Origin of the sequence: Prevotella veroralis, assembly GCF_018127765.1 — a bacterium.
Lineage (GTDB): Bacteria > Bacteroidota > Bacteroidia > Bacteroidales > Bacteroidaceae > Prevotella > Prevotella veroralis.
The window spans coordinates 285,141-307,085 of sequence record NZ_CP072331.1 but is presented as its reverse complement, the minus strand read 5'-3'; the positions used below and the strand labels follow the sequence as shown (position 1 = coordinate 307,085).

General features: G+C 44.8%; 14 protein-coding genes and 4 tRNA genes. 8 read left to right on the top strand and 10 right to left on the bottom strand.

Annotation, left to right across the window (positions count from 1 at the left end):
- Positions 1 to 478: 478 nt before the first annotated feature.
- Positions 479 to 901, top strand: a complete 423-nt coding sequence (locus J5A55_RS09305) for a DUF6591 domain-containing protein (protein WP_004381700.1) — start codon at positions 479 to 481, stop codon at positions 899 to 901.
- Positions 902 to 1,304: 403 nt separating this feature from the next.
- On the opposite strand, the gene J5A55_RS09300 is transcribed toward J5A55_RS09305, so the two are convergent.
- Positions 1,305 to 1,982: an OmpA family protein gene (locus tag J5A55_RS09300; RefSeq protein WP_026284683.1), complete on the bottom strand. Its 678-nt coding sequence runs from the start codon at positions 1,980 to 1,982 to the stop codon at positions 1,305 to 1,307.
- A gap of 235 nt (positions 1,983 to 2,217) precedes the next feature.
- Between J5A55_RS09300 and proS the strand changes: the two genes are divergently transcribed.
- A complete protein-coding gene (proS, locus tag J5A55_RS09295) occupies positions 2,218 to 3,699 on the top strand; it encodes a proline--tRNA ligase (RefSeq protein ID WP_004381705.1) in 1,482 nt (493 codons plus the stop codon).
- Positions 3,700 to 3,795: 96 nt separating this feature from the next.
- A complete protein-coding gene (locus tag J5A55_RS09290) occupies positions 3,796 to 4,731 on the top strand; it encodes a hypothetical protein (protein WP_018911265.1) in 936 nt (311 codons plus the stop codon).
- Positions 4,732 to 5,452: 721 nt separating this feature from the next.
- Here J5A55_RS09290 and J5A55_RS09285 read toward each other — a convergent pair.
- On the bottom strand, positions 5,453 to 6,994 hold the full coding sequence (locus J5A55_RS09285) for a sulfatase-like hydrolase/transferase (protein ID WP_039851021.1): 1,542 nt from the start codon (positions 6,992 to 6,994) through the stop codon (positions 5,453 to 5,455).
- A gap of 403 nt (positions 6,995 to 7,397) precedes the next feature.
- Here J5A55_RS09285 and J5A55_RS09280 point away from each other — a divergent pair, with 403 nt between their 5' ends.
- On the top strand, positions 7,398 to 8,126 hold the full coding sequence (locus J5A55_RS09280; RefSeq protein ID WP_004381712.1) for an HAD family hydrolase: 729 nt from the start codon (positions 7,398 to 7,400) through the stop codon (positions 8,124 to 8,126).
- A 553-nt stretch (positions 8,127 to 8,679) separates the two neighbouring features.
- Here the strand turns inward: J5A55_RS09280 and uvrA are convergent.
- The gene (gene uvrA, locus J5A55_RS09275) at positions 8,680 to 11,598 is read right to left on the bottom strand and encodes an excinuclease ABC subunit UvrA (RefSeq protein ID WP_004381715.1); all 2,919 of its coding nucleotides are present in this window, start codon (positions 11,596 to 11,598) and stop codon (positions 8,680 to 8,682) included.
- 151 nt (positions 11,599 to 11,749) lie between these two features.
- On the opposite strand from uvrA, the gene J5A55_RS09270 reads away from it, so the two are divergent.
- A complete protein-coding gene (locus J5A55_RS09270; RefSeq protein WP_004381716.1) occupies positions 11,750 to 12,154 on the top strand; it encodes a hypothetical protein in 405 nt (134 codons plus the stop codon).
- A gap of 103 nt (positions 12,155 to 12,257) precedes the next feature.
- Here J5A55_RS09270 and J5A55_RS09265 read toward each other — a convergent pair whose 3' ends face one another.
- The 5 genes from J5A55_RS09265 to J5A55_RS09245 all read right to left on the bottom strand — a co-directional run bounded on the left by J5A55_RS09265 (position 12,258) and on the right by J5A55_RS09245 (position 16,050).
- Positions 12,258 to 12,932, bottom strand: a complete 675-nt coding sequence (locus J5A55_RS09265; RefSeq protein WP_004381717.1) for a hypothetical protein — start codon at positions 12,930 to 12,932, stop codon at positions 12,258 to 12,260.
- A gap of 73 nt (positions 12,933 to 13,005) precedes the next feature.
- A complete protein-coding gene (locus J5A55_RS09260) occupies positions 13,006 to 13,383 on the bottom strand; it encodes a YccF domain-containing protein (protein ID WP_004381718.1) in 378 nt (125 codons plus the stop codon).
- A 54-nt stretch (positions 13,384 to 13,437) separates the two neighbouring features.
- The gene (locus J5A55_RS09255) at positions 13,438 to 13,947 is read right to left on the bottom strand and encodes a nitroreductase family protein (RefSeq protein WP_004381719.1); all 510 of its coding nucleotides are present in this window, start codon (positions 13,945 to 13,947) and stop codon (positions 13,438 to 13,440) included.
- A complete protein-coding gene (locus J5A55_RS09250) occupies positions 13,944 to 14,993 on the bottom strand; it encodes a DHH family phosphoesterase (RefSeq protein WP_004381720.1) in 1,050 nt (349 codons plus the stop codon). Before J5A55_RS09250 ends, J5A55_RS09255 begins: the two co-directional genes overlap by 4 nt.
- 145 nt (positions 14,994 to 15,138) lie before the next feature.
- Positions 15,139 to 16,050, bottom strand: coding sequence for a glycosyltransferase family protein (locus J5A55_RS09245; RefSeq protein WP_004381721.1), 912 nt, complete (start codon positions 16,048 to 16,050; stop codon positions 15,139 to 15,141).
- A gap of 873 nt (positions 16,051 to 16,923) precedes the next feature.
- Between J5A55_RS09245 and J5A55_RS09240 the strand changes: the two genes are divergently transcribed.
- Positions 16,924 to 16,996: transfer RNA gene (locus J5A55_RS09240), tRNA-Lys, on the top strand.
- A gap of 39 nt (positions 16,997 to 17,035) precedes the next feature.
- Positions 17,036 to 17,108 (top strand) — tRNA-Lys (locus J5A55_RS09235).
- 254 nt (positions 17,109 to 17,362) lie between these two features.
- Here the strand turns inward: J5A55_RS09235 and J5A55_RS09230 are convergent.
- Both J5A55_RS09230 and J5A55_RS09225 read right to left on the bottom strand, forming a co-directional pair.
- A tRNA-Gly gene (locus J5A55_RS09230) sits at positions 17,363 to 17,433 on the bottom strand.
- Between the two features lie 2 nt (positions 17,434 to 17,435).
- Positions 17,436 to 17,511 (bottom strand) — tRNA-Thr (locus J5A55_RS09225).
- A 1,004-nt stretch (positions 17,512 to 18,515) separates the two neighbouring features.
- Between J5A55_RS09225 and J5A55_RS09220 the strand changes: the two genes are divergently transcribed.
- A complete protein-coding gene (locus J5A55_RS09220; RefSeq protein ID WP_211802953.1) occupies positions 18,516 to 21,902 on the top strand; it encodes a SusC/RagA family TonB-linked outer membrane protein in 3,387 nt (1,128 codons plus the stop codon).
- The last annotated feature ends 43 nt before the right edge of the window (positions 21,903 to 21,945 follow it).

Genomic DNA, 21,945 nt, shown 5'->3' with positions numbered 1-21,945 from the left:
TTCTTAAACCAAACTCACGTAATATCTAAATAGTTTAATCTTTATTTGCTGTCACTTTTAACGTTTTGTGTAAATGCCATTTAATGAATTACTTACAATTCATATTGTTATAGCGAGAGTGATGGTAAAGTTGAAAAGTCTTGTAACATATAGAATGTAGATAGGTTGAAATATCTTTGACTTTCCCTTTTGTTACTTCACCTAAATGCTCTATTGTTATTCCGTTGACCATGTTGTGATACAGACAGACGACTGCATTTGTCCCTACTTTTTACTATAGTCCCAAACTAAGTAAGAGAGGGTATGAAGTAATGAGGGTTGTTTATGCTATGGGATTGGGGCACTTAGGGGGGAAAGTAATGATAAAGAAAGATATTAAGAATTCTTAACTAAGAGAGAAAGAAGCGTGTTGATAAAATGATTATATTTGCAATTATATTATTCTAAACATTCATTTCTATTACAAAAACAGAGTATTATGAAAAAAATCGGATTATTTGTATTTGCTGTAATAGCATTTAGTTTTGTTGCATGTAACAATCAAAAGAGTCAAGGAAAGGCAAGTGAAACGCCAATGGAACAGGCTAGTCCAGCTTCAAGCGATGATTCTGATGCAACGGCTGCATCAGCAGATAGCGGAAAAGAAGTTGCTGATTCAGATGACCCAGAGGCTCTTATTAAAGCCTACGACTCCTACGCAGACGATGTGATCAATCTTATGCAGAAAGCAGCAAAGGGCGATGCTTCAGCTATGTCAGAATACTCAACAATCATGCAGAAAGCTCAAGATTTGAGTGCAAAGTTGGATAAGGTTAAGGACAAATTAACCCCAGAACAGACAAAGCAGTTAGCTGAGATAGCAACAAAGATGACAAAGGCTGCACAGGGAATGCAGAAGTAATACGAGAAATCTAAGTGTCCTGATAGAGTTGAGGAATAGTTTTTCTAGTGGAGTTAGCCAGCTATAGTTGTTCTAAAGCAACTAACCATTTTAGAAGAAATTGCTTAATTCTGAAAAAGCAAGGTAGACTTCTCAGAGAAGAAGCAGCATTAAAAAGGACAAAAAAGAAGTAGGAGGGGAACAAAACAGTTCTTCTCCTACTATGCTTTATTAGCTATTCACATCGGAAATCACTCTTTTAAAGGATATTCTTCCGTATTAGCTAAGCCCTATCTATCGGTTATAAAACGATAGAAATCGCCTGCGAACGGGTGCTTTCTAATCGAATAGTTTATGTTTTAAAATGGTTATTGGTGATGGCTCCCACCACTAATAACCTATGTTCAAACTAATAATTTAATATTTACAGAGTACCGTTGTTTGCCTGGCGAACCATCTCTTGGGATGCATATAGATACACTTCTACGCGGCGGTTCTTCTGACTAACGGTCTTATTCTCAATCGGGTTCTGGCTTCCGAAGCCTTCTACCGAACGGATCTGACGGCTTGTTACACCTTGATTCTGCAAGTAAGAAGATACAGAAGACGCACGACGCTGAGACAATGGGATGTTAATCTTGTCGTTACCAGAGGCATCTGTGTAACCTTGAATAGCCACGTCACAGTTTGAATTACGCTTCATAAGACCTGCCAACTTCGTTAGATCATTCTTAGCAGCCGCATTCAAGTCAGAACCATTGAGTGGGAATAGAATACCAGAATCGAATGTTACCTTCACACACTCAAGTCCGTTAGCATCCGTAACCTTGTCAACACTGGCGTTAGGAAGCTGTTGTGCAGCCTCACGAGCCACCTTATCCATGTGGCGACCGATGATAGCTCCAGCGCCAGCACCTACTGCGCCACCAATAGCAGCACCTATGGCAGTACTCTTACCATTCTTTCCTATGATCTGACCAACGATGCCGCCGAGTACTGCACCAGCACCACCACCGATCAATGTTCCTGTTCCTTGCTTTGTTTGACAGCTTACGACAGAGAGCACACACAGCCCTGCTGCCATCATTTTCATATTCTTCATAACTATATATATTATAATGTGATAATCCTCTTTTGCCTTTCCTGCAATTAATCTGATGGTCAGTTCTCCTTTAATCCATGCAAAGTTAAACAATTATTGCAGTATTGGGTCTTTTGCAAACTATTTTTTGTAATTTTGCACAAAGATAGACATTATACCCCTTAAAAGGGTGGGGGAAATGCCTAAATGAAAGTGGCTTTTCCCTAAAACAAGCAATAAGTAAGATTATAGATATATGGCAAAAGAACTAAAACACATGACCAAGAGAGCTGAAAACTACTCTCAATGGTACAACGACTTGGTAATCAAAGCCGACTTAGCAGAGCAATCTGCAGTCCGTGGATGTATGGTTATCAAGCCTTACGGATACGCTATTTGGGAGAAGATGCAGGCTCAACTCGATAAGATGTTCAAGGAGACTGGTGTGCAGAATGCCTATTTCCCCCTCCTTATTCCTAAGAGTTTCCTATCAAGAGAGGCTGAGCATGTAAAGGGATTCGCTAAAGAGTGCGCTGTAGTCACACACTATCGTTTGAAGGCAACTGACAATGGTAATGCTGTTGAAGTTGACCCTAACGCTAAGTTGGAAGAGGAGCTAATCATCCGTCCAACGAGTGAAACAATTATTTGGAACACCTATAAGAATTGGATTCACTCGTGGCGTGACCTGCCACTGATGTGTAACCAATGGTGTAATGTGATGCGTTGGGAGATGCGCACGCGCCCCTTCTTGCGTACTTCAGAGTTCCTTTGGCAAGAGGGACACACGGCACACGCTACTCGTGAAGAGGCCGAGAAGGAAGCACAAACAATGCTTCATGTCTATGCCGACTTCGCTGAGAAGTGGCTCGCCGTGCCTGTCGTTCAGGGTGTAAAGAGTGAGACTGAACGCTTTGCAGGTGCTTTGGACACCTACACTATCGAGGCTATGATGCAAGACGGAAAGGCCCTGCAGAGTGGTACATCACACTTCCTTGGTCAGAACTTTGCTAAGTCTTTCGATGTTACCTACCTAAATAAAGACAACAAGCCAGAATATGTTTGGGCTACCTCATGGGGCGTTAGTACACGCTTGATCGGTGCTCTCATTATGACACACTCCGATGATAACGGACTCGTTCTACCACCGAAGATTGCGCCAATACAGGTTGTTATCGTTCCAATCTTCAAAGGCGAAGAGCAGTTGAAAGAGTTAACTGCAAAGCTACAACCCGTCATTGATAGTCTTCGTGAGCTTGGTATCACTGTTAAATACGATGATACTGACAACAAGCGACCGGGCTTTAAGTTCGCAGATTATGAGCTCAAAGGTGTGCCAGTGCGCCTTGCAATGGGTGGACGTGACCTTGAGAACAATACAATCGAGTTCATGCGTCGTGACACATTAGAGAAAGAGAGCGTTAGTTTCGATGGTATTGTCGAGCGCGTTAAAGCCCTTCTTGACGACATTCAAGACAATATCTTCCATAAGGCAAAGGCGTTCCGTGACGCGCATATCTACGAATGCGACAACTACGAAGAGTTTAAGGAGAAGGTGAAAGATGGCGGTTTCTTCCTCTGTCATTGGGATGGAACTGAAGAGACAGAAGCCAAGATCAAGGAGGATACACAAGCCACTATCCGTTGCGTCCCATACATGTTTGAACAGACACCGGGCGTTGATATGGTAAGTGGAAAGCCTGCTAAATATCGCGTTATCATCGCAAGATCATATTAAAAACATATTGTCTCCAATCCGAGGAATCAACTTCTTGGGTTGGAGATAATTGCTTTATACAATATTAATATTCTATTCACTAAAAACCAAAAGCGTATGAAAAAGACATTTCTAACATTCGTCCTCTTATTCACAGCAGTAGCTTTACAGGCGCAAACGCTCATCAAAGCGAACTTTAATAAGGGCGATAAAGCTACCTATGAATATACTGCAAACATTGATTTGGCAAGTATGATGCAAGGCAAAACACTGACTGCCAACGTGACAAGTAAGCTACATGTCGATGTGAAGGAAGCCAATGCCGAGGGCTATCAGATCGAACTCCTCTTCTCCGATTTAAAGGTAGATGGTGATGAGACAGCACTCCAGCAGGGAGGTGGACAGCTATTGACAATGCTGAACGACGTACCTTTGCTCTATCAAACCGATAAGAATGGAGCTCTCAAGAAGTTGCTTAATTCCGAGGAAGCAGTGGGCAAGATGAGTAAGACAGGCATAGCTAAGATTGATTCATTATACGCCAAGAACCCAGAGATCGAAAAGGTTAATCCAAAGATGAACATGCTCATGGCACTTAGTAACACACTCACAGAAGAGTTCATAACAGAGTATGTTAAGGAGCAAACTGTATTCAGTCTCTATGGCAAGACATTGAAGACTGGCGATCAAGAAGATAAGTCGGTTCAGGGCATGAAGACCACTACCTCTTATGATGTCAACCAAATCCTTGGAATGCTCACCATCGTGGGTAAGGTCAAAGCGAACATGTCAGAAGATGACGTAAAGGGCTTCCTCATCGGTAATATGAAGAAGTTTGGAGTAGGCGATGATGCCGTTTCGCAGATTGAAAAGAACTGGTCGCAAATGAGAGCAATGGGCATGACTACTATCACTTATAACGCCACTGACACCTATCATTTCACCCCTTCTTTTTGGGTAAATGACTATACCACGGAGTCGAGAATGAAGCTCATGGGGATGGATGTAAAGGGTAAAGGCGAGTTTAAGTTGGGTGAGCATAGTTGGAAGTAAAGCCCCTCGAAACCCCACCTAACCTCCCTGAAAGGAAAAGGAGAAGCCTCACCCCAAACCCAACTACAGCCTCACCCCCGCCCCCTCTCCGAATGGAACAACCCCACCCAGCCTCCCCCAAGGGGAGGAGTTCCTAACGGGAGTTAGTCAAGAAATAGTTTCTTTAATTCAAAGAAGGCGTTTCTTCGATGTGAAGAGACGCCCTTTTCATAGTAAGGAAACGCCCTCTTCAAAGCGAAGAAGGCGTTTCTTTGTTTTGAAAGGGATCATTCCTTTAATTAAAGATAATGCCACACTGTAGGGACAGACACACTCGGCTGGAAACCCCTTCCAGCCTCCCCCAAGGGGAGGAGTGCCTAATGGTAACCTATTTGAATGGTTCTTTCTATCCAAAGGGATGCCACAGAGTAGGGACGGACACCATCGTCTGGAAACCCCACCCAGCCTCCCCCAAGGGGAGGAGTGCCTAACGGTAACCTATTTGAATGGTTCTTTCTATCCAAAGAGATGCCACACAGTAGGGACAGACGCCCTCGTCTGTCCGCATAGGGGAGGCTGCTTGTAATGTAACATGGAATGTTGGGGCGGACAGACGAGGGCGTCTGTCCCTACATTGTGGTGCTTTATTGCACGGAACAAACAACTCGTTTACTTGTCAACCAGTCCACTCGTCAACTCTACCTCATCATAATTTTGAATTGTGAACTCTGAATTTTGAATTTCAATGCGCCCTTTCCTTCCTCAATATCGTCTGCATTTTAAACACTTCCTCGGGCTGTTCAGCTGCGCAATTATGCGTTTCGTACTTCTCTGCCTGCATATCATAAAGCTGGGGGACAGGCGCATTGCCCGTCTCAATCTTCGGTCCCCATTGAATCATCGGACTACCATCGTTCGGTTCAATATACCGCCATCTGTGGGTGAGGACAGACAGGACATGATTGCTGGAAAGCCCAATGACATAATCGCGACCCTGTTTATTGCGACCGAGTAAGGTTGAGAGATAATCCTTACTGTCCGGTGCGCTCCCCTTTGGAAGGGTGGCATGAATGAGCGAACCGAGCGATGAAAGAAAATCAATCTGGCTCACCAAGGCATCCGAAACCTCGCCTCCTTTCACCTGTTTAGACCATGACACGATCAGAGGAATAGCCGTCCCACCCTCGAAAGCACTGTATTTATTCCCACGGAAAGGACCTGCCGGGCTATGACCATGCAGCAGTTCCTCGGCTCGGTCGGCATATCCATCATCCACAACGGGACCGTTGTCGCTCGTAAGAATCACCAAGGTGTTATCGTCAAGGTGCAGTTCTTTGAGCTTGCGGAGCAACTCTCCGACCGTCCAATCAAACTGTTCGATGGCGTCGCCACGCACTCCCATGATGTTATGACCCCTGAATCGGGGATGAGGAAAGCGTGGGACGTGTACATCGTTGGTAGCGAAATACATGAAAAAAGGCTCCGTCTTGTGCTGTTCCATGAATCGCGTGGCATGCACAAGGATAGAGTCTGCGATGTTCTCATCCTTCCATAACGCCTTACCCCCGCCTTTCATGTAACCGATCCGACCGATTCCATTGACGATAGACATATCATGTCCGTGGCTTGCATGCTGATTGTAAAGGAGTTCGGGATGGTCCCGTCCAGTCGGCTCACCGTCGAAGTTCTTTCGATAAGACACCTCAATCGGATGCTCGGGATCATAGTTTGCCACCTTCCCATTCTCTATGAATACGCAAGGAACACGATCCGCCGTAGCCGCCATGATGTAGTGATAATCGAAACCAATGTCCCCCAACGCCTGTGGCAAGGGTGCGTTCCAATCCTGCTCACCGGTCTTATCACCCAGTCCGAGGTGCCATTTGCCGATGGCGCAAGTGGCATATCCCTGACTCTTAAACATATCTGCCATTGTAAACTGGCTCGGTTTGATAATCATCCCAGCGTTACCCGGTGCCACATCTGTCCCCTCTCGTCGCCAAGCATACTCCCCCGTGAGGAGCGAGTAACGTGAGGGCGTACTCGTGGCAGCCACAGCATGCCCATTAGTAAAGCGTATGCCCGACTGTGCCAAACGGTTGATATTCGGCGTGTGAACGTTCTTTGCCCCATAACACTCTATGTCTCCATAGCCCAAGTCATCGGCTAAGATGATGATAACATTTGGTTTGTTAAGATGTTTCCCAGCTTTTTGTGCCATAGTCGGAATGCTTGCTCCCATGGCAGAAGAGAGCAACGCCAGTGTGATAAGTCTTTGTTCCATATAGGTTTTAATTGTCTTCAACGTGTCATTAAAGGCTCCCTTATGGGAGAGTTTGTCTATCTTCTCGGATGGATTTAGGCATACAAAGAAAGTAAAAAAATATGGAGTAATCAAATAAATAAGCACTTTTTTTCTATAATAAAATATATGATTTGAAGCAAAGATGATAATATAAAAAATGTGAAAACGAGCCTTTCTGTTTGAAAAATACGGGTTTTTATACTTGAATATAAGTATAACCTCGTATCTTTGCATTGAAAGATTGAATAAGGGAGGAGGCTTCAATGAAACGGAAAGGACAATCAGTAGCATCTCAAACCTTTTACCTAATGTCTCGAGGAGATGCCTATCTCCGTCGCAGATTATTCAAGTTTACAGTATAACAACTAATAGGTTTGGGCTTATGAGACGGATTTCACTTCTGGCATTCGACGCTGATGACACCCTATGGGGCAGTCAGACGTACTTCAATTCAGTAGAACATGTGTACTGCGAGATACTTGCTTCGTATGCAGATGCGGCTGAAATCACCAAGTCATTATTGTCTACTGAATATAATAATAGGGTTCTCTTTGGTTGTGGAAGTAAGGCATTCATACTGTCCTTGGTAGAGAATGCGGTTTATGTAAGCCAAGGTAAGGTTACAGGAGACGAAATAGAACAGATTATAGGGATAGGGAAAGAGTTGCTGCGATTGCCTGGTAGACCCTTTGATAGGGTTCGGGCAACTTTGGAGCAACTGCAAGCTACGGGCTTATATCACATGGTTGTATTCACACGAGGCGAACTGCTCGATCAGGAAAAGAAGATGGATCGATCGGGATTAAGACCTTTCTTTGATGATGTCATCATCGTTTCGGACAAGACACAAGATGCTTATCACCGCTTATGCAAGCGTTATAACATCACAGCAGACCAGCTGCTGATGGTGGGTAATTCGTTTTCTGCGGACATCGAACCCGTTTTGAATTTTGGAGGATGGGGTGCCTATATTCCTATAGAGGATTTGGAACAGGAAAACACAGCCGTTGATTATGTTCATCCCAGGCTCCTGCGCTTGTCAAAGATTACGGATCTTGGACTGTACCTAAACTCTCCATCAATGCTTATTGACACCTCGAAACTCTCGTGAAAAAGCCTCACCTGAAGCCTCCCCAAGCCCCTCCGAAGGAGGGGATGTTCCAGTGGGAGCTAGTTGGGAGAGGCTCTTCTTTAATTCAAAATTCAAAGTTCATAATTCAAAATTATGATTAGTTCTATTTGAAATAAGGCTTTGCTGAAATGCTCGTATCATATAGTTTCAGTGTGACGAGGTAGAGTTTTGTTCGCAAAGAGCAAAAGAACAAAAAGAAAGAAACGCCTTCTTCACTTTGAAGGGGGCGTTTCCTTGATGTGAAGGAAGCCTCTCTTCGATGCGACGGAACGCCCTCTTTAATAGAACAAACAACCCGTTAACTTGTCAACCCGTCCACTTGTCCACTCTACCTAATCATAATTTTGAATCGTGAACTTTGCATTTTGAATTGCACGTGGGCGTCTGCTTCTGTGGATTCCCATGTTCCGTAAGGAACTCTGTGTCGCCTTGTGGCTTCGTGCCATCCGTGTATTCCGTGTTAAAAATGCCATAGCAAAGGACTTATTGATACTTTTCAACAACAGAACTAATCATAATTTTGAATTATGAATTATGCATTTTGAATTAAAGAAAGGCTCCCTCTCCCCAAGTACTGACCTGTAAGACTTTCCTTGCAGTTGGCTACCTCCTCTGGAGTACCAGCTATCACGAGGCGACCGCCTTTGTCTCCTCCTTCGGGACCAAGGTCGATGACGTGGTCAGCACACTTGATGACGTCAAGGTTATGTTCGATGACTAGGATGCTGTGACCACGTTCGATGAGTGCATGGAAGGCTTTGAGTAATCGCTTAATATCGTGGAAATGAAGTCCTGTAGTCGGTTCGTCGAAGATAAAAAGCGTTGGTTCCTGTTGCTCTTGACCAATGAAATAAGCCAATTTAACACGTTGGTTCTCTCCACCTGACAGCGTGGACGAGTTCTGACCGAGCTTGATATAACCTAAACCAACATCTTCCAAAGGCTTTAACTTATTCACTATGGCACGTCGTTTATGCTCCGTAAAGAACTGAATAGCCTCTGATACGGTCATATTCAACACGTCATTGATGTTCTTACCATGGAACTGCACATCAAGAATCTCACGTTTGAAACGTTGCCCGTGACAGGCTTCACACTCCAAAACAAGGTCTGCCATGAACTGCATCTCAACCGTTATGACGCCCGCCCCCTTGCATTCTTCGCATCTACCACCGTCTATGTTGAACGAAAAGAACTGTGGGCTGAAGCCCATCTGTTTGGCTAATGGCTGTTCAGCAAATAGCTTTCTGATCTCATCATACGCCTTCACGTAAGTCGCCGGATTAGATCTTGTACTCTTACCGATGGAGTTTTGATCGACAAACTCCACGTGTTTTATCTGCTTCCAGTCGCCTCCAAGACTTGAATACTCGCCCGGGACTTCGGCAACCTCATCCAGCCTGCGCTTCATGGCAGGGTAGAGTATGCCCTTGACGAGCGACGACTTTCCACTGCCACTCACCCCTGTTACAACCGTGAGGACGTTTAATGGGAATCGAACATTTATGCCCTTGAGGTTGTTCATGCGTGCTCCTTTCAGTTCGATAGCCATATTCCAAGGGCGACGAGAGGTTGGAGTTGGGATCGTTTCAGTCCCCGTAAGATATTGAATAGTATGTGATTTCGGATATTCCGACAGTAGTTTCTTCGATTCGGCATTGCCTGCTTTGTCCTTACCAGTGGGGTCAAGGTGCTTAATATCAGACACTTTGCCTTGGAAAACAATCTCACCTCCAAGCCTACCAGCGTCAGGTCCCACGTCAATTAAGTAATCCGCCGCCCGCATAATCTCCTCATCATGCTCCACAACTATCACCGTGTTGCCCAGAGCTTGCAACTCCTTGAGTACGTGGATGAGCCTGTCAGTATCGCGACTATGCAGTCCGATGGACGGTTCATCAAGTATATACAACGATCCAACGAGCGAGGATCCAAGCGAGGTGGTGAGGTTAATGCGTTGACTCTCACCTCCACTCAACGTGTTCGATTGGCGATTTAGGGTCAAGTAACCCAATCCCACGTCCAAAAGGAACTGTAATCTGTGGGTGATTTCAGTGATAAGTCGCCTGCTAACTTCCTTTTCGTGTTCCGTAAGTTGCAGTTTGTCAAACCATTGCTTAAGCTCAACTATAGGCATATCAACGAGGTCTGTGATTGCACGTCCGCCTATCTTCACCCACGAAGCCTCCTTTTTTAATCGCGTTCCGCGGCAGTCTGGGCATACAGTCTTCCCCCTGTAACGACTCATCATGACGCGATATTGAATCTTATATTGGTTCTCTTTGACCATTTGGAAGAATGAATCAATGCAGACACGGTCGTGTATATCCTTCTTCCGATCGCTTGGTAGTCCTTTCCATAGGCACTCCTTCTCTTGCTTCGAAAGCTCGAAGTAAGGTTTAAAGATGGGGAAGTCGTCTTGAGCAGCACGTCGGCAGAACTCCTCCCTCCATGCTTCCATCTTGTCACCATGCCAACATTGCACGCAACCATCATACACTGACAACCCCGAATCAGGTATGACTAACTTCTCATCAATGCCTATCACGGAGCCAAAACCCTCACAGGTTGGGCACGCACCGAGCGGTGAATTGAACGAAAACATATTGTCGTTGGGTTCTTCAAAGCGTATCCCGTCTGCTTCGAAACGTGTAGAAAAGGTGTAAGTGAGCTTTGCGGGCAGTATCATCAGGCGTAGTGTGCCATCTCCCTCATAGAAGGCTGTCTCGCAAGAGTCGGTTAATCGCGAAAGAGCATCCTTTGAGTTCTCCACCGATATACGGTCTATTACAAGGTAGATTTCGGCTTTCTCTTTCTCTTCCAATGGTTTTTTCTTATCCTCAGAAGAGTTATCAGCCTCATTTACAGGGTGTTCTTCGAGCCAATCCTCTATGCGGATGAACTCGCCGTTGACATAGATACGAGAATAACCCTCCTGCATTTCCATCTCCAGTTGCGCCTCCTGCGACCGCCCTTCGACTACATGTAGAGGCGAGAGAATGCAGAACTTTGTCCCTTCAGGATATGTTTTTACACGTTCGATGACGTCATCAACGGTGTGATGCTTCACCTCCTCGCCCGAAATAGGGCTGTAGGTGCGCCCGATACGAGCGTAAAGCAGACGGAGGTATTCGTAGATTTCAGTCGAAGTACCCACCGTTGAACGTGGATTACGTGCTATCACCTTCTGCTCAATGGCTATTGCTGGGGGCAAGCCTTTGATGAAGTCGACCTCAGGCTTCGCCATTCTCCCAAGGAACTGACGTGCGTATGCCGACAAGCTCTCTACGTATCTACGTTGTCCCTCGGCGTAGAGTGTATCAAAGGCAAGGGACGATTTGCCCGAACCCGACACTCCCGTGATAGCAACGAAATCGCCTTGAGGAATCTTAACATCAATGTTTTTGAGGTTATTCACCCGTGCTCCTTTTACCTCGATATACTTCTTCATAACCTTAATAAATCTTATCTCTACACAACGGACATACTTAAAAGAAGTTTAAGCATGGTTGGGAATTGTGCAAAAGTACGAAAAAACTTTGGTTCTTTGTGGCTTTTCGCTTATATTTGCAGCGTATTTTTGATTTTAAAAGAATAAGATTATGAGAGTTAAAAAGTTATTGGTAATGGCTCTGATAGCCCTTCCTACAATGGTAATGGCGCAGAGCACTTATGAGCCAGTGGGCAGTTCGGATAACAAAACACCATTAGAGAACAAGACTATAAACCCTGTTTACCAGCAGTGGTTGAGCCAGTATGTAGAGGTAGGACGCAAGATTAACGATATATCTGCACAATACCAACGTGAGGTGGACAAGCGTGGTTACCCTAAGAAGAAGACAGTTCAAGCTAAAATGGAGCTTGTTAGCCAGTACATCTATTTGTTGAAACAAGAGCGTGATACGCCCGATTTGAATCAAAACCTTGATGTTCAGAAGGTCAACGATAAGATTAATCTATGGCAAAGTCAGCTTGATGGCTTGGCAAACTTGCTGAAGAAGATCTAAAAAAGAGCATTAGACAATACGCATGAAGGCGTCAGAAGTTTTGTTAATCGAACTTCTGACGCCTTCAGTTGTTTGTGGGGACGAGTGGAATTAAGGGTTTGGATCAATTCTTGGGGTGCTCCTTTCCGTCCGTATCAAGCAATACCTCTCGGTCACCGATGCGTGCCTCGAAGTACGGCGGTTCGTCTCTTAGCGATATACTGTCATATATGAAAGGTGCGACGATGGTGTCTTTTCCATCAGGGAGGATCAGTCCCAACTTACCGTCCAGTTGTGCGATAAGCGGCATGGTACGCAAGTCGTCTACATAAACATAGCATGTGCGGAGGAACTCATACTTAGGTTCTACGAGTATGCGACCCCTATGGTCAAGGATACCAAAGCGTCCGTTGCGCTCAATGACCTCGTGATACTTGATGTAAATCTCACGTATCAAGTTCAAGTATCTGACCATCTTTCGCTTGTCATTGACCAACGTGATGAGGTAAGCAAAGGTGTCAGAATAGTTCGCCATAGCACGAGCAAGGACGATCTTCATGTCTAATCCCTTGATAACCTTGCGATTCAAGTCGATGTAATGGGCAATGGCTGCCTCCTTCTCCTCCAACGATAAGTCCTTTAAATGCTCTTCGAAGCGCAACATCTGTTGCTTACTTCCGCGCATAGCCTTGATATATCGGTGGATACGACGCCCCATTTCCATGCAAACGAAATGGCGTATTCGTTGCTCCTCTATCGGATCCGTGTATTCTTGGTTGAAGTTATCTATCGTAATCATGGGCGTTACCTCCTATGTTTTTCGCCAAAGTTACTGACTTTTCGTGGCTCCACCAAGAATTATAAAGAGTTTTTTATAAGTTCAATGTAACATCCTTTCCGAATGGAGCAAGGCATAATCCAGCCATCTTAAAGTGCTGCTTTGCGAAGGGAATCCCTATAATGGTTATCCCCAAGAGAAGCCCGAAAAAGACATGACAAAGCCATGCCCACAATCCACCGAAGATAATCCAAAGGATGTTAAGGGGCAGAGTGAGGCACCCAAAAGTATTGTCGGTGTTATGCACCTCGGCTCCGAACGGCCATAAACAGAGCAATCCGAGCTTGAAAGTTTGTATAGCGACAGGGATGCCAACGATGGTTAATGCCATGGCAAGACTCCCCGTGAAGTAACCGATGGCAGCCTCCAGACCACCGAAGAGCCACCACAGAAGGTTTCCAATAAAGCGCATATATATAATAAGGTGTAAGTTGTTAAATAAGGTAGAAAGCGTGGCGAGGTTAAGTTATACTATCTCCGTAATCTCCTCCAAAGGCTTCCGTTTCTTCTCGTTTATCGGACAGTCAGGGGCGATGTGACCAATAGGAATCACCGCAATAGCCTCATATCCAGGGCGAGCGAAGAGTTCGGCGAGTTTCGCCACCTTATAGTTACAAACCCAGCAGCTGCCCAATCCCCGTTCAGCAGCAGCCAAACAGAGGTGCTCGGTGGCAATGGCTACGTCAATATCTCCGTGTGACTTGCCATCTTGGGGGCGTACCCAACAGGCATCCACAGCCTTCATACAAATGATGTAAAGCGGTGCTGAATTGATCCACTCACGTGCGTAACATTCCTGCAAACGCTTGCGTGCCTCTGACGACTTGACCACAACGAACTTCCAAGGCTGTTTGTTCACTGCCGAAGGTGCCATGCGTGTCACTTCAAGGATATACTTTAAGTCCGCTTCCGACACTGGTTCGTCAGTGAATTTACGTACTGAAAAGCGCTTTTGTGATAGTTCTAACAAGTTCATAATACCTTTGTTTTTAATTGATCTTTATAATAGAGAAGCGCCTTGATAACCACCTGTTCCGCCTCTTCGAGCGTACAATTCAGTTTGCCACCGGCTGCATCTGCATGCCCACCACCATTGAAGAACTTTGTAGCCATGGGTTGACAATGGAACCCGTTACATGACCTTAGGCTCACCAAGACGGTGTTTTGCTTCTCAGTATCCTCTCTTAACGATATACTGAGTTTAAGTCCTTTGATCTGTTGAGGTATGTTCACGAGTCCTTCCATGTCTCCTTTGACAAAGTGGAATTGCGTCATATCCTCCTTCGTCACCGTATAATACGAAGCATGTAACTCCTCAACGACCTTCATCTTATTAAGAATAATATGCGAGCGAAGGCGTAGTGCATTCGTAGAATAGTTGTGGAACACTCGGTTATAAATCTCATCTTTATCAATCCCCTTCGTTAGTAACTGTCCAATTATGTAGTAGATCTCTGGTCGGGAAGAGTTATAAGTGAAGCCACCGGTGTCTGTCATCATACCGCAATATATACATTCAGCACACTGACGGGTCATCGTCTCGAATCCATCTAACTGACAGATGAGGCGGAAAACAATCTCACTTGTGCTCGACATATCCGGTCGGGAGATAGCCAGCGCACACCCTTCATCAGGATCCAAGTGGTGGTCGATGAGTAAACGAGGGGCTTCGGACGATTCCAATGCCTCCTGCATTGCATCCACACGGGAGGGCTGGTTGAAATCGAGACAACACACCAGATCAGCCTCTTTAAAGATTCGCTCCACCTCACGAGGGCGTCGGTCATAACGAATGACAGCGTTGCTACCTGGCAACCAATGTAAGAAATCGGGTGTAGCATCAGGCATACACACCTTCACGTTGGTTTTTCCTGTCCCATTCAGATAGTCCATCCATGCCAGAGAAGAGCCCATGGCATCTCCATCGGGAGCTCTGTGAGCACAGATAACAATATTTTTTGCAGTGGTAAGCAACTGCCGCAACGAGGCGAGTTCCTCCTCTTTTAATAGGTTTAAATCCATTGTGTGTTGTTCTTCTTTTAGATGGATTGGGGTGAAAAGAGCCTTATCTCAAGGAGTAAGACTCGGATAGAAAGAATCTATTAGACATGAGGATGCGTGCCTCCTGTAGCTTGCATGATTCACACATCCTCAATGTCCTCATTGTTTAAAATAGCTTAGCTGGGTAAGTACCATCGTCTATCAACGACTGAATCTTCGCAACGACACTCTCACGATCGGCAGCGTATGTAACGCCAAACCACTTGCTCGTCGTGTCGAGCACCTTCACTGTTGCAGTGCCATCGTTGATGAGTTTGTTCACCATCAGCGGTATGAAGTACTCCGCCTTCTTGTTTTCTATATTCTTCGGATCCGATAGGAACTCCTTGAAATAAGCCTCGCTATAATCGAAGTAATCAGGTGTGAAGCCCCATACGTTCATAGAGACAGGTGTGTTATCGCTCACTGCCACCCATTCACCCTGCTCATCCTTGTATTTCACTTCGCCGTCGCGACGTTCAATCTCGGTGCGTTCCACAACCGTTGTGAGGTTACCCTCTGCATTCGTAGAACAGATACCGCGCGCCACAGTTCCATTATCGCTAAGGGTGTTACCAACGCGGAATCCAACCATAGCATACTTGTTCTTAGCACCTTCGGGGAGGTCGGCAAGGAACTTACCAATGACCTTGAAGCAGTCACGATTGTAGAAATCGTCGCAGTTGATGACGCAGAAAGGCTCCTTGATAACGTCCTTTGCCATCAAAACAGCATGATTGGTGCCCCATGGTTTCTCACGTCCTTCAGGTACAGAGAAGCCCTCTGGCAGTGCATCAATGCTTTGGAAGACTAACTCGGCAGGGATATGTCCTTCATACTTAGATAGTACCTGCTTGCGAAACTGTGCCTCGAAGTCCTTGCGGATAACGAACACAATCTTACCAAAACCAGCCTGAATGGCATCGTAAATAGAGTAGTCCATGATGGTTTCACCATTGGGTCCGAGCTCATCGAGTTGCTTGAGACCACCGTAGCGGCTTCCCATTCCAGCCGCAAGGAGTAATAATGTAGGTTTCATTCTTTTGTATTTATATCATTAATCTATCGTGGTTTGTCATACAAACCAATTATCGTTCTATCTGCAAAGGTAACAAAAAGATTCATATATCAGCGTGTTTTTAGACAGAATGAACATGCTCCTTAAATTCAAAATTCAAAGTTCATAATTCAAAATTGTGATTAGGTAGAGTTGACGAGTTGATAGTTGACGAGTTAACAAGTTGTTTGTTCTGTTGGAAACTATGGAGAACCTGTAGGGACAGACGCCCTCGTCTGTCCGCCCATTTTCCCTTATATGGTATCCCGTTAGGCTACATCCCCTCCTTCTGAGGGGCTTGGGGAGGCTTTTATTTGCTGTGCTTTGGCGGACAGACGAGGGCGTCTGTCCCTACTGGTTGGCAACTCTTTTAATGGGAGAAGTAGCCTCACCCCCGTCCCCTCTCCGAATGGAGAGGGGTGTAAACGGAGTTGTTTGCATACGAAGTGGTGTATAGTCGGAGTGTAGCGAGGCTATGCCTCGTTAGCTGGAACAGCAGAACTAAAAACAAAGAGACGCCTTCTTCGCTTTGAAGAGGGCGTTTCCTTGCAATGAAGAGAGCCTCTCTTCACATCGAAGAAATGCCCCCTTTGTTTGCAACCAGAAGTATTCACTCCCCTCTCCATTCGGAGAGGGGGCGGGGGTGAGGCTACTTCTTTCTTCGTCGGGGAGACCGGCTGGGGTCTTAACATTCGGAGAGGGGGCGGGGGTGAGGCTACTTCTTCCCTCCTTGGGAGGGGTGGGGGAGGTTTTAACATTAATCTTCTCTATCACAGCTAACGTCAAAAAAAAACTCAAAAAAGTTTGGTCAGTTCATTAAAAAACAATACCTTTGCACTCGCAAAAGCGAAATGAGCGCCCTTAGCTCAGCTGGTAGAGCAACTGACTCTTAATCAGTGGGTCTAGGGTTCGAGTCCCTAAGGGCGCACAACTAATAGTTTTTTGACCCAGAACTATCGCTTAGCATGCGCCCTTAGCTCAGCTGGTAGAGCAACTGACTCTTAATCAGTGGGTCTAGGGTTCGAGTCCCTAAGGGCGCACAAAGAGGATTCCTATTTTATAGGAGTCCTCTTTTTGTATGCTTTAATACTATTCTTTCTCCTCTTTGCAATGCCTAAAACTAAAATTAGATACTTCTTCTATCGTTATTATCATCTATATCTTTTGTAAGAGATAAACGATCCGTTTATATCAAACAAATTGATTGTCTGATATAAATAACACTTTCTGCTATATAAGCTGACAATGAGTAAGATTCTTGCGGATCAATGTTTTCCAGTGGAGAAAAGGGTTGAGCGGAATACGGGAATCGAACCCGCCTCTCAGGCTTGGGAAGCCCGTGCACTACCGATATGCTAATTCCGCAATGGAGCCGATACCCGGACTCGAACCGGGGACCTACGCATTACGAATGCGTTGCTCTACCAACTGAGCCATATCGGCGGTCTTGCGAGTGCAAAGATACAGCAAAAAAAACAAACAACCAAATTTTACTTCTTTTTTATAAAGGTTTGTGTGCAAGTTGATGAGTGTGCAAGTCGACAAGTCCACGAGTTGACAAGTTCATGAGTAGACGGGTGGGTGAGTTGTTGGTCAAGTCGACGAGTGAACGAGTTGACAAGTAGACGAGTTGTTGGAGTAAGTTGACAAGTTCACGAGTAGACAGGTGGATGAGTTGTTGGTCAAGTCGACGAGTGAATAAGTTGACAAGTCGACGAGTTGTTGGAGTAAGTTGACAAGTTCACGAGTGGGCAGGTGGACGAGTAATTTGTTCTGTTGTTAATGGTACTCTTCACTCCTCTCTTCATTCGGAGAGGGGTTGGGGGTGAGGCTGTGAGGGATTTTGGACTGATTCCTCTTTTTCTTTTTTGCTGTCACTCCTGTCACCCTTTTGAGTATAGCAAAAGCTTAGTAATGAGTTAGTTACAGTAAATGTTAAAAGTGACAGCAACTTAAATTTAAATTTAGTTTGTGTTTTGATAGGGTAGAGGAGTGGATATGTAAGCAGCTTATTAGTTGTATGCTCTTGTATAGTTAAAAATACTTATAATAGTTAAATAGCTAAGGAAAGTGTGTTGTTATTACCATTATTTTCTTAATTTTGTACTCGTGAGGATTAAACAAACCTATACAATACAAGGTGATGTTATAAGTATCTCTTTGATTGTCAGTCTGTTATTATGTGCAGATAAACTGTTGTGAGTATGATTACAGAGTGATGGAAGAGTGATAAGTAACCCTAATAACAACCTAACGTGAACAAGACCTAAGACGAAAAGTTCCGTATTTAAAATATAAGTGGATAATCTGAATCAGTGAAATCCCTTATATATATAAGGTGTAATAGAATCAGACACAAATGTAGATAAACTACGGAAGTGTTTGAATCCTCCATTTGAGCATTTGAAAAGGAATATTAAATAATAATGTTTAAAAGCCTAAACCTAATGAAATTCTTTAAAGAATCAAAGCAGAAGCACCTGTATTTCTCAGCTGCTTTTGCATGTGCTCTGTCGTTGGCTTCAACGAATGTTTATGCTAACAGCAGTACTGTTCAAGCAACCTCTGTGCAGTCAGTGCAACAGAATGGTAATCACAAAGTAACAGGTAAAGTTGTTGACTCTGCGGGTGAACCACTTATTGGTGCAACCGTAATGGTTGAGGGTACCACAAATGGTACTGTTACCGACATTGATGGTAACTTCGTTCTCAACACAACACCTAATGCCAAGCTTGTCTTCTCGTACATTGGTTACACTGCGCAGACCATCCCTGTGGCTGGTAAGTCAACCCTTAACGTATCCATGAAAGAAGAGACTAACACCATGAATGAGGTGGTTGTGACTGCAATGGGTATTATGAGAAAGGAGAAATCACTTACTTATGCAACCCAGCAAGTGAAGGCTGAGGATCTTATGAAGGTACAGGATCCTAATGCCGCAAACTCTCTTGAAGGTAAGGTAGCTGGTATCACGATTACACCAAGTGCTGGTGGTGCCGGTGGTGCATCGAAGATCGTTCTTCGTGGTAACCGTTCTATCCTTGGTAACAGTTCGCCATTGATTGTTGTTGATGGTGTGCCAATGAGTAATGGTATTCGTGGTCAGCAGGGTATGAGTGGTGAAGGCTTCGGTTCAACAGGTATGTCCGAAGGTTCTGACCCATTATCATTGATTAACCCAGATGACATCGAGTCAATCAACGTCCTCAAGGGTGCTAATGCTGCTGCGTTGTATGGTTCGCGTGCAGCCAATGGTGTTGTCATGATTACAACGAAGCGTGGTCGTGAAGGAAAGGTGGATATCAATGTTACCTCTAACATCACTTTCGATTCTCCACTATTGACACCAAAGATTCAAAAGACATACGGTTCAACATACGACCCAGCAACAGGTGCATTGTCATTGAATAACTGGGGAGGTAAAGTGGCAGATCGTGCTGATAACGATCTCATCGTTCGTTCTCCATTAGACGATCGTTGGGTAGGTTATGAACCAGAGCAGATTGGTACCGATGCTATGACGGGGGCACCCATCATGGCACGCCGTCATGACGTACACTTGCGTAATCGCACTGTAAATGATGTAGACAACTTCTTCCGTACAGGTGTAACCACTAACAATTCTATCTCACTATCAGGAGGAACTGAGACATCACGTACCTATGTTTCAGTAGCCAATAGCCACGCAACAGGTATGATGCGTAACAACTCCTACAATCGTAATTCTATCAGCTTCCGACAGACTTATAACTTCTTTAAGCGTCTTCACATCGATGCTTCAATGAACTATACTGAGACGAAGACAAGAAACCGTCCGGGTGGTGGTACGGTTGGTAACCCATTGTATCACTTGTACACTGCACCACAGAATATCGATATGGAATATTATCGCGACCATTATGTAAATGCAGAAGGAAAGTGGTTGTCTAATCCATCATCATATTATAAGTTGGATGGTAAAAACTTTACTTGGGCTGCAGGACAGCGTACAACCTTAACAGGTCCACAGCAGGAATGGGCATTCCTCTCACATCCAAACAATAACCCATACTGGTTGTTGAACATGGGTAACAGTCAGCAGAAGGAGAGCCGCCTCTTTGGTACATTGCAAGCAAATGTTGATATCTATGATGGTTTGACCTTCCAGGCACGTGTCAACTACAGTCAACTTCGCTTCAAGAACCACGCTACACGTTATGCAACTACCTTCTTACCAGCATCAATGGAAGACTACGGTCGCCTTTGGGATTCAGATGAGAAGACAACAGAGTTCTATACCGATTACCTTTTATCATATAATAAAGCCTTCGGAGACTACTCTGTTTCTGCAACAGCAGGTTTCGTTGGTCATACCATCAAGGGTGAAACAAAGAGTACAGACGTTGTTGCAACCTATTATGATCGCTTGATGCGTAAGCTCCCAACTATGGTTAACTACTTTGAAACGAGTGCCGGTGGCTATGGCGCAACCAGTACATCAAAGAGTTCTAACTGGGATCGTTCTTACCTCTTCACTACGCAATTAGGTTGGAAAGAGACGATCTATCTCGATGCTTCTTATCGTCGTGACTGGTATCGTCCGTTCCGTTACTTCAAGCAGTTAGGTAAGATCAACACTGATAACTACGGTTACTTTGGTATCGGTGCGAATGCTATTGTTAGCCAGTTGGTTAAGTTGCCAGATTGGATTAACTTCTTGAAATATCGTGTATCTTACTCTTCTGTAGGTAACTCTATACCAAATAAGGCATACGGTGCTATGAGTCGCAACCTTCAGACAGGTGCGCTTTCTGGTAACAAGTTACTTGACTTTGCTCCAGTACCAGAGGAGACGGGTTCTTTCGAGACGGGTATTGAGTCATTATTCCTCAATAATCGTTTGAGTTTCGACTTCACTTTCTATAATACGGTGGTAAGACATCTATATATGGAGTTGGGTTCTCTTGGTGGTAACACTGAATTGTTGAACTCTGCAAAGGTTCGTAATACAGGTTTTGAAACCACTATCGGTTACGACTTCAAGCTCGGTAAGGACTTGCGTTGGCGTACTTCTTACAACCTCTCATTCAATGATAACAAGATTCTTGAGACGGGTTACGATAAGGACGGAACCTCTCGTAAGTATCAGCAGACAGTAGGTGAGGCTAAAGTTGTTTATCAGAAGGGTGGCTCTATTGGTGATATTTACGCTGGCGACTTCATGCGTGATGCCAATGGTCACATCGTCTTGACAGCTAAGGGTGAGCCAACATTTGATAAGACAGGCTCTAATGACCGTTATCTCGGTAATATGAATTCTAAGTGGCAGATGGGTTGGACAAACACATTTAACTATAAGGACTTCCAGCTCTCAGTACTTATCAATGGTCGTATCGGCGGTAAGGTGTTCTCATTGACAGAGTCTTATCTTGATTACATCGGTGCTTCACAGCGTACAGCAGATGCACGTTTAGCAGCAGAGAAGAACAATATTGTTGCTAAAGACTATGGTAATGTTCCGGGAATGGTACTGAATGATGGTAGTGGTCGCATTGTTCCAATACAGGCTTACTATCAGGCATTGGGTGCTTCAAGCAACCCATCAAGCTACCTCTATAGTGGTACTAACTTCCGTCTCCGTGAGCTATCATTGGGTTACACCTTCCGTGATGTTTTCGGTATGAACCGCAACTTGACACTCTCATTCATTGCTCGTAACCTGTTCTTCCTGTATAAGGATGCACCAACAGACCCAGATGTATCACTCTCTACACAGAATGGTCTCGGAGCATTTGAGAGCTTCAATATGCCATCATCACGTTCATTCGGTTTCTCTGTGAAGGCTAATTTCTAAGAGAGAAAGAGAGTTTTTAGGAGTTAAAGGGGCGAAAGGGAGT

What these genes read in the sequence shown, in the direction of transcription:
- J5A55_RS09305 (WP_004381700.1), top strand. Translation starts at nt 479, where the DNA reads ATGAAAAAAATCGGATTATTTGTATTTGCTGTAATAGCATTTAGTTTT.
- J5A55_RS09300 (WP_026284683.1), bottom strand. Translation starts at nt 1,982, where the DNA reads ATGAAGAATATGAAAATGATGGCAGCAGGGCTGTGTGTGCTCTCTGTC.
- proS (WP_004381705.1), top strand. Translation starts at nt 2,218, where the DNA reads ATGGCAAAAGAACTAAAACACATGACCAAGAGAGCTGAAAACTACTCT.
- J5A55_RS09290 (WP_018911265.1), top strand. Translation starts at nt 3,796, where the DNA reads ATGAAAAAGACATTTCTAACATTCGTCCTCTTATTCACAGCAGTAGCT.
- J5A55_RS09285 (WP_039851021.1), bottom strand. Translation starts at nt 6,994, where the DNA reads ATGGAACAAAGACTTATCACACTGGCGTTGCTCTCTTCTGCCATGGGA.
- J5A55_RS09280 (WP_004381712.1), top strand. Translation starts at nt 7,398, where the DNA reads ATGAGACGGATTTCACTTCTGGCATTCGACGCTGATGACACCCTATGG.
- uvrA (WP_004381715.1), bottom strand. Translation starts at nt 11,598, where the DNA reads ATGAAGAAGTATATCGAGGTAAAAGGAGCACGGGTGAATAACCTCAAA.
- J5A55_RS09270 (WP_004381716.1), top strand. Translation starts at nt 11,750, where the DNA reads ATGAGAGTTAAAAAGTTATTGGTAATGGCTCTGATAGCCCTTCCTACA.
- J5A55_RS09265 (WP_004381717.1), bottom strand. Translation starts at nt 12,932, where the DNA reads ATGATTACGATAGATAACTTCAACCAAGAATACACGGATCCGATAGAG.
- J5A55_RS09260 (WP_004381718.1), bottom strand. Translation starts at nt 13,383, where the DNA reads ATGCGCTTTATTGGAAACCTTCTGTGGTGGCTCTTCGGTGGTCTGGAG.
- J5A55_RS09255 (WP_004381719.1), bottom strand. Translation starts at nt 13,947, where the DNA reads ATGAACTTGTTAGAACTATCACAAAAGCGCTTTTCAGTACGTAAATTC.
- J5A55_RS09250 (WP_004381720.1), bottom strand. Translation starts at nt 14,993, where the DNA reads ATGGATTTAAACCTATTAAAAGAGGAGGAACTCGCCTCGTTGCGGCAG.
- J5A55_RS09245 (WP_004381721.1), bottom strand. Translation starts at nt 16,050, where the DNA reads ATGAAACCTACATTATTACTCCTTGCGGCTGGAATGGGAAGCCGCTAC.
- J5A55_RS09220 (WP_211802953.1), top strand. Translation starts at nt 18,516, where the DNA reads ATGAAATTCTTTAAAGAATCAAAGCAGAAGCACCTGTATTTCTCAGCT.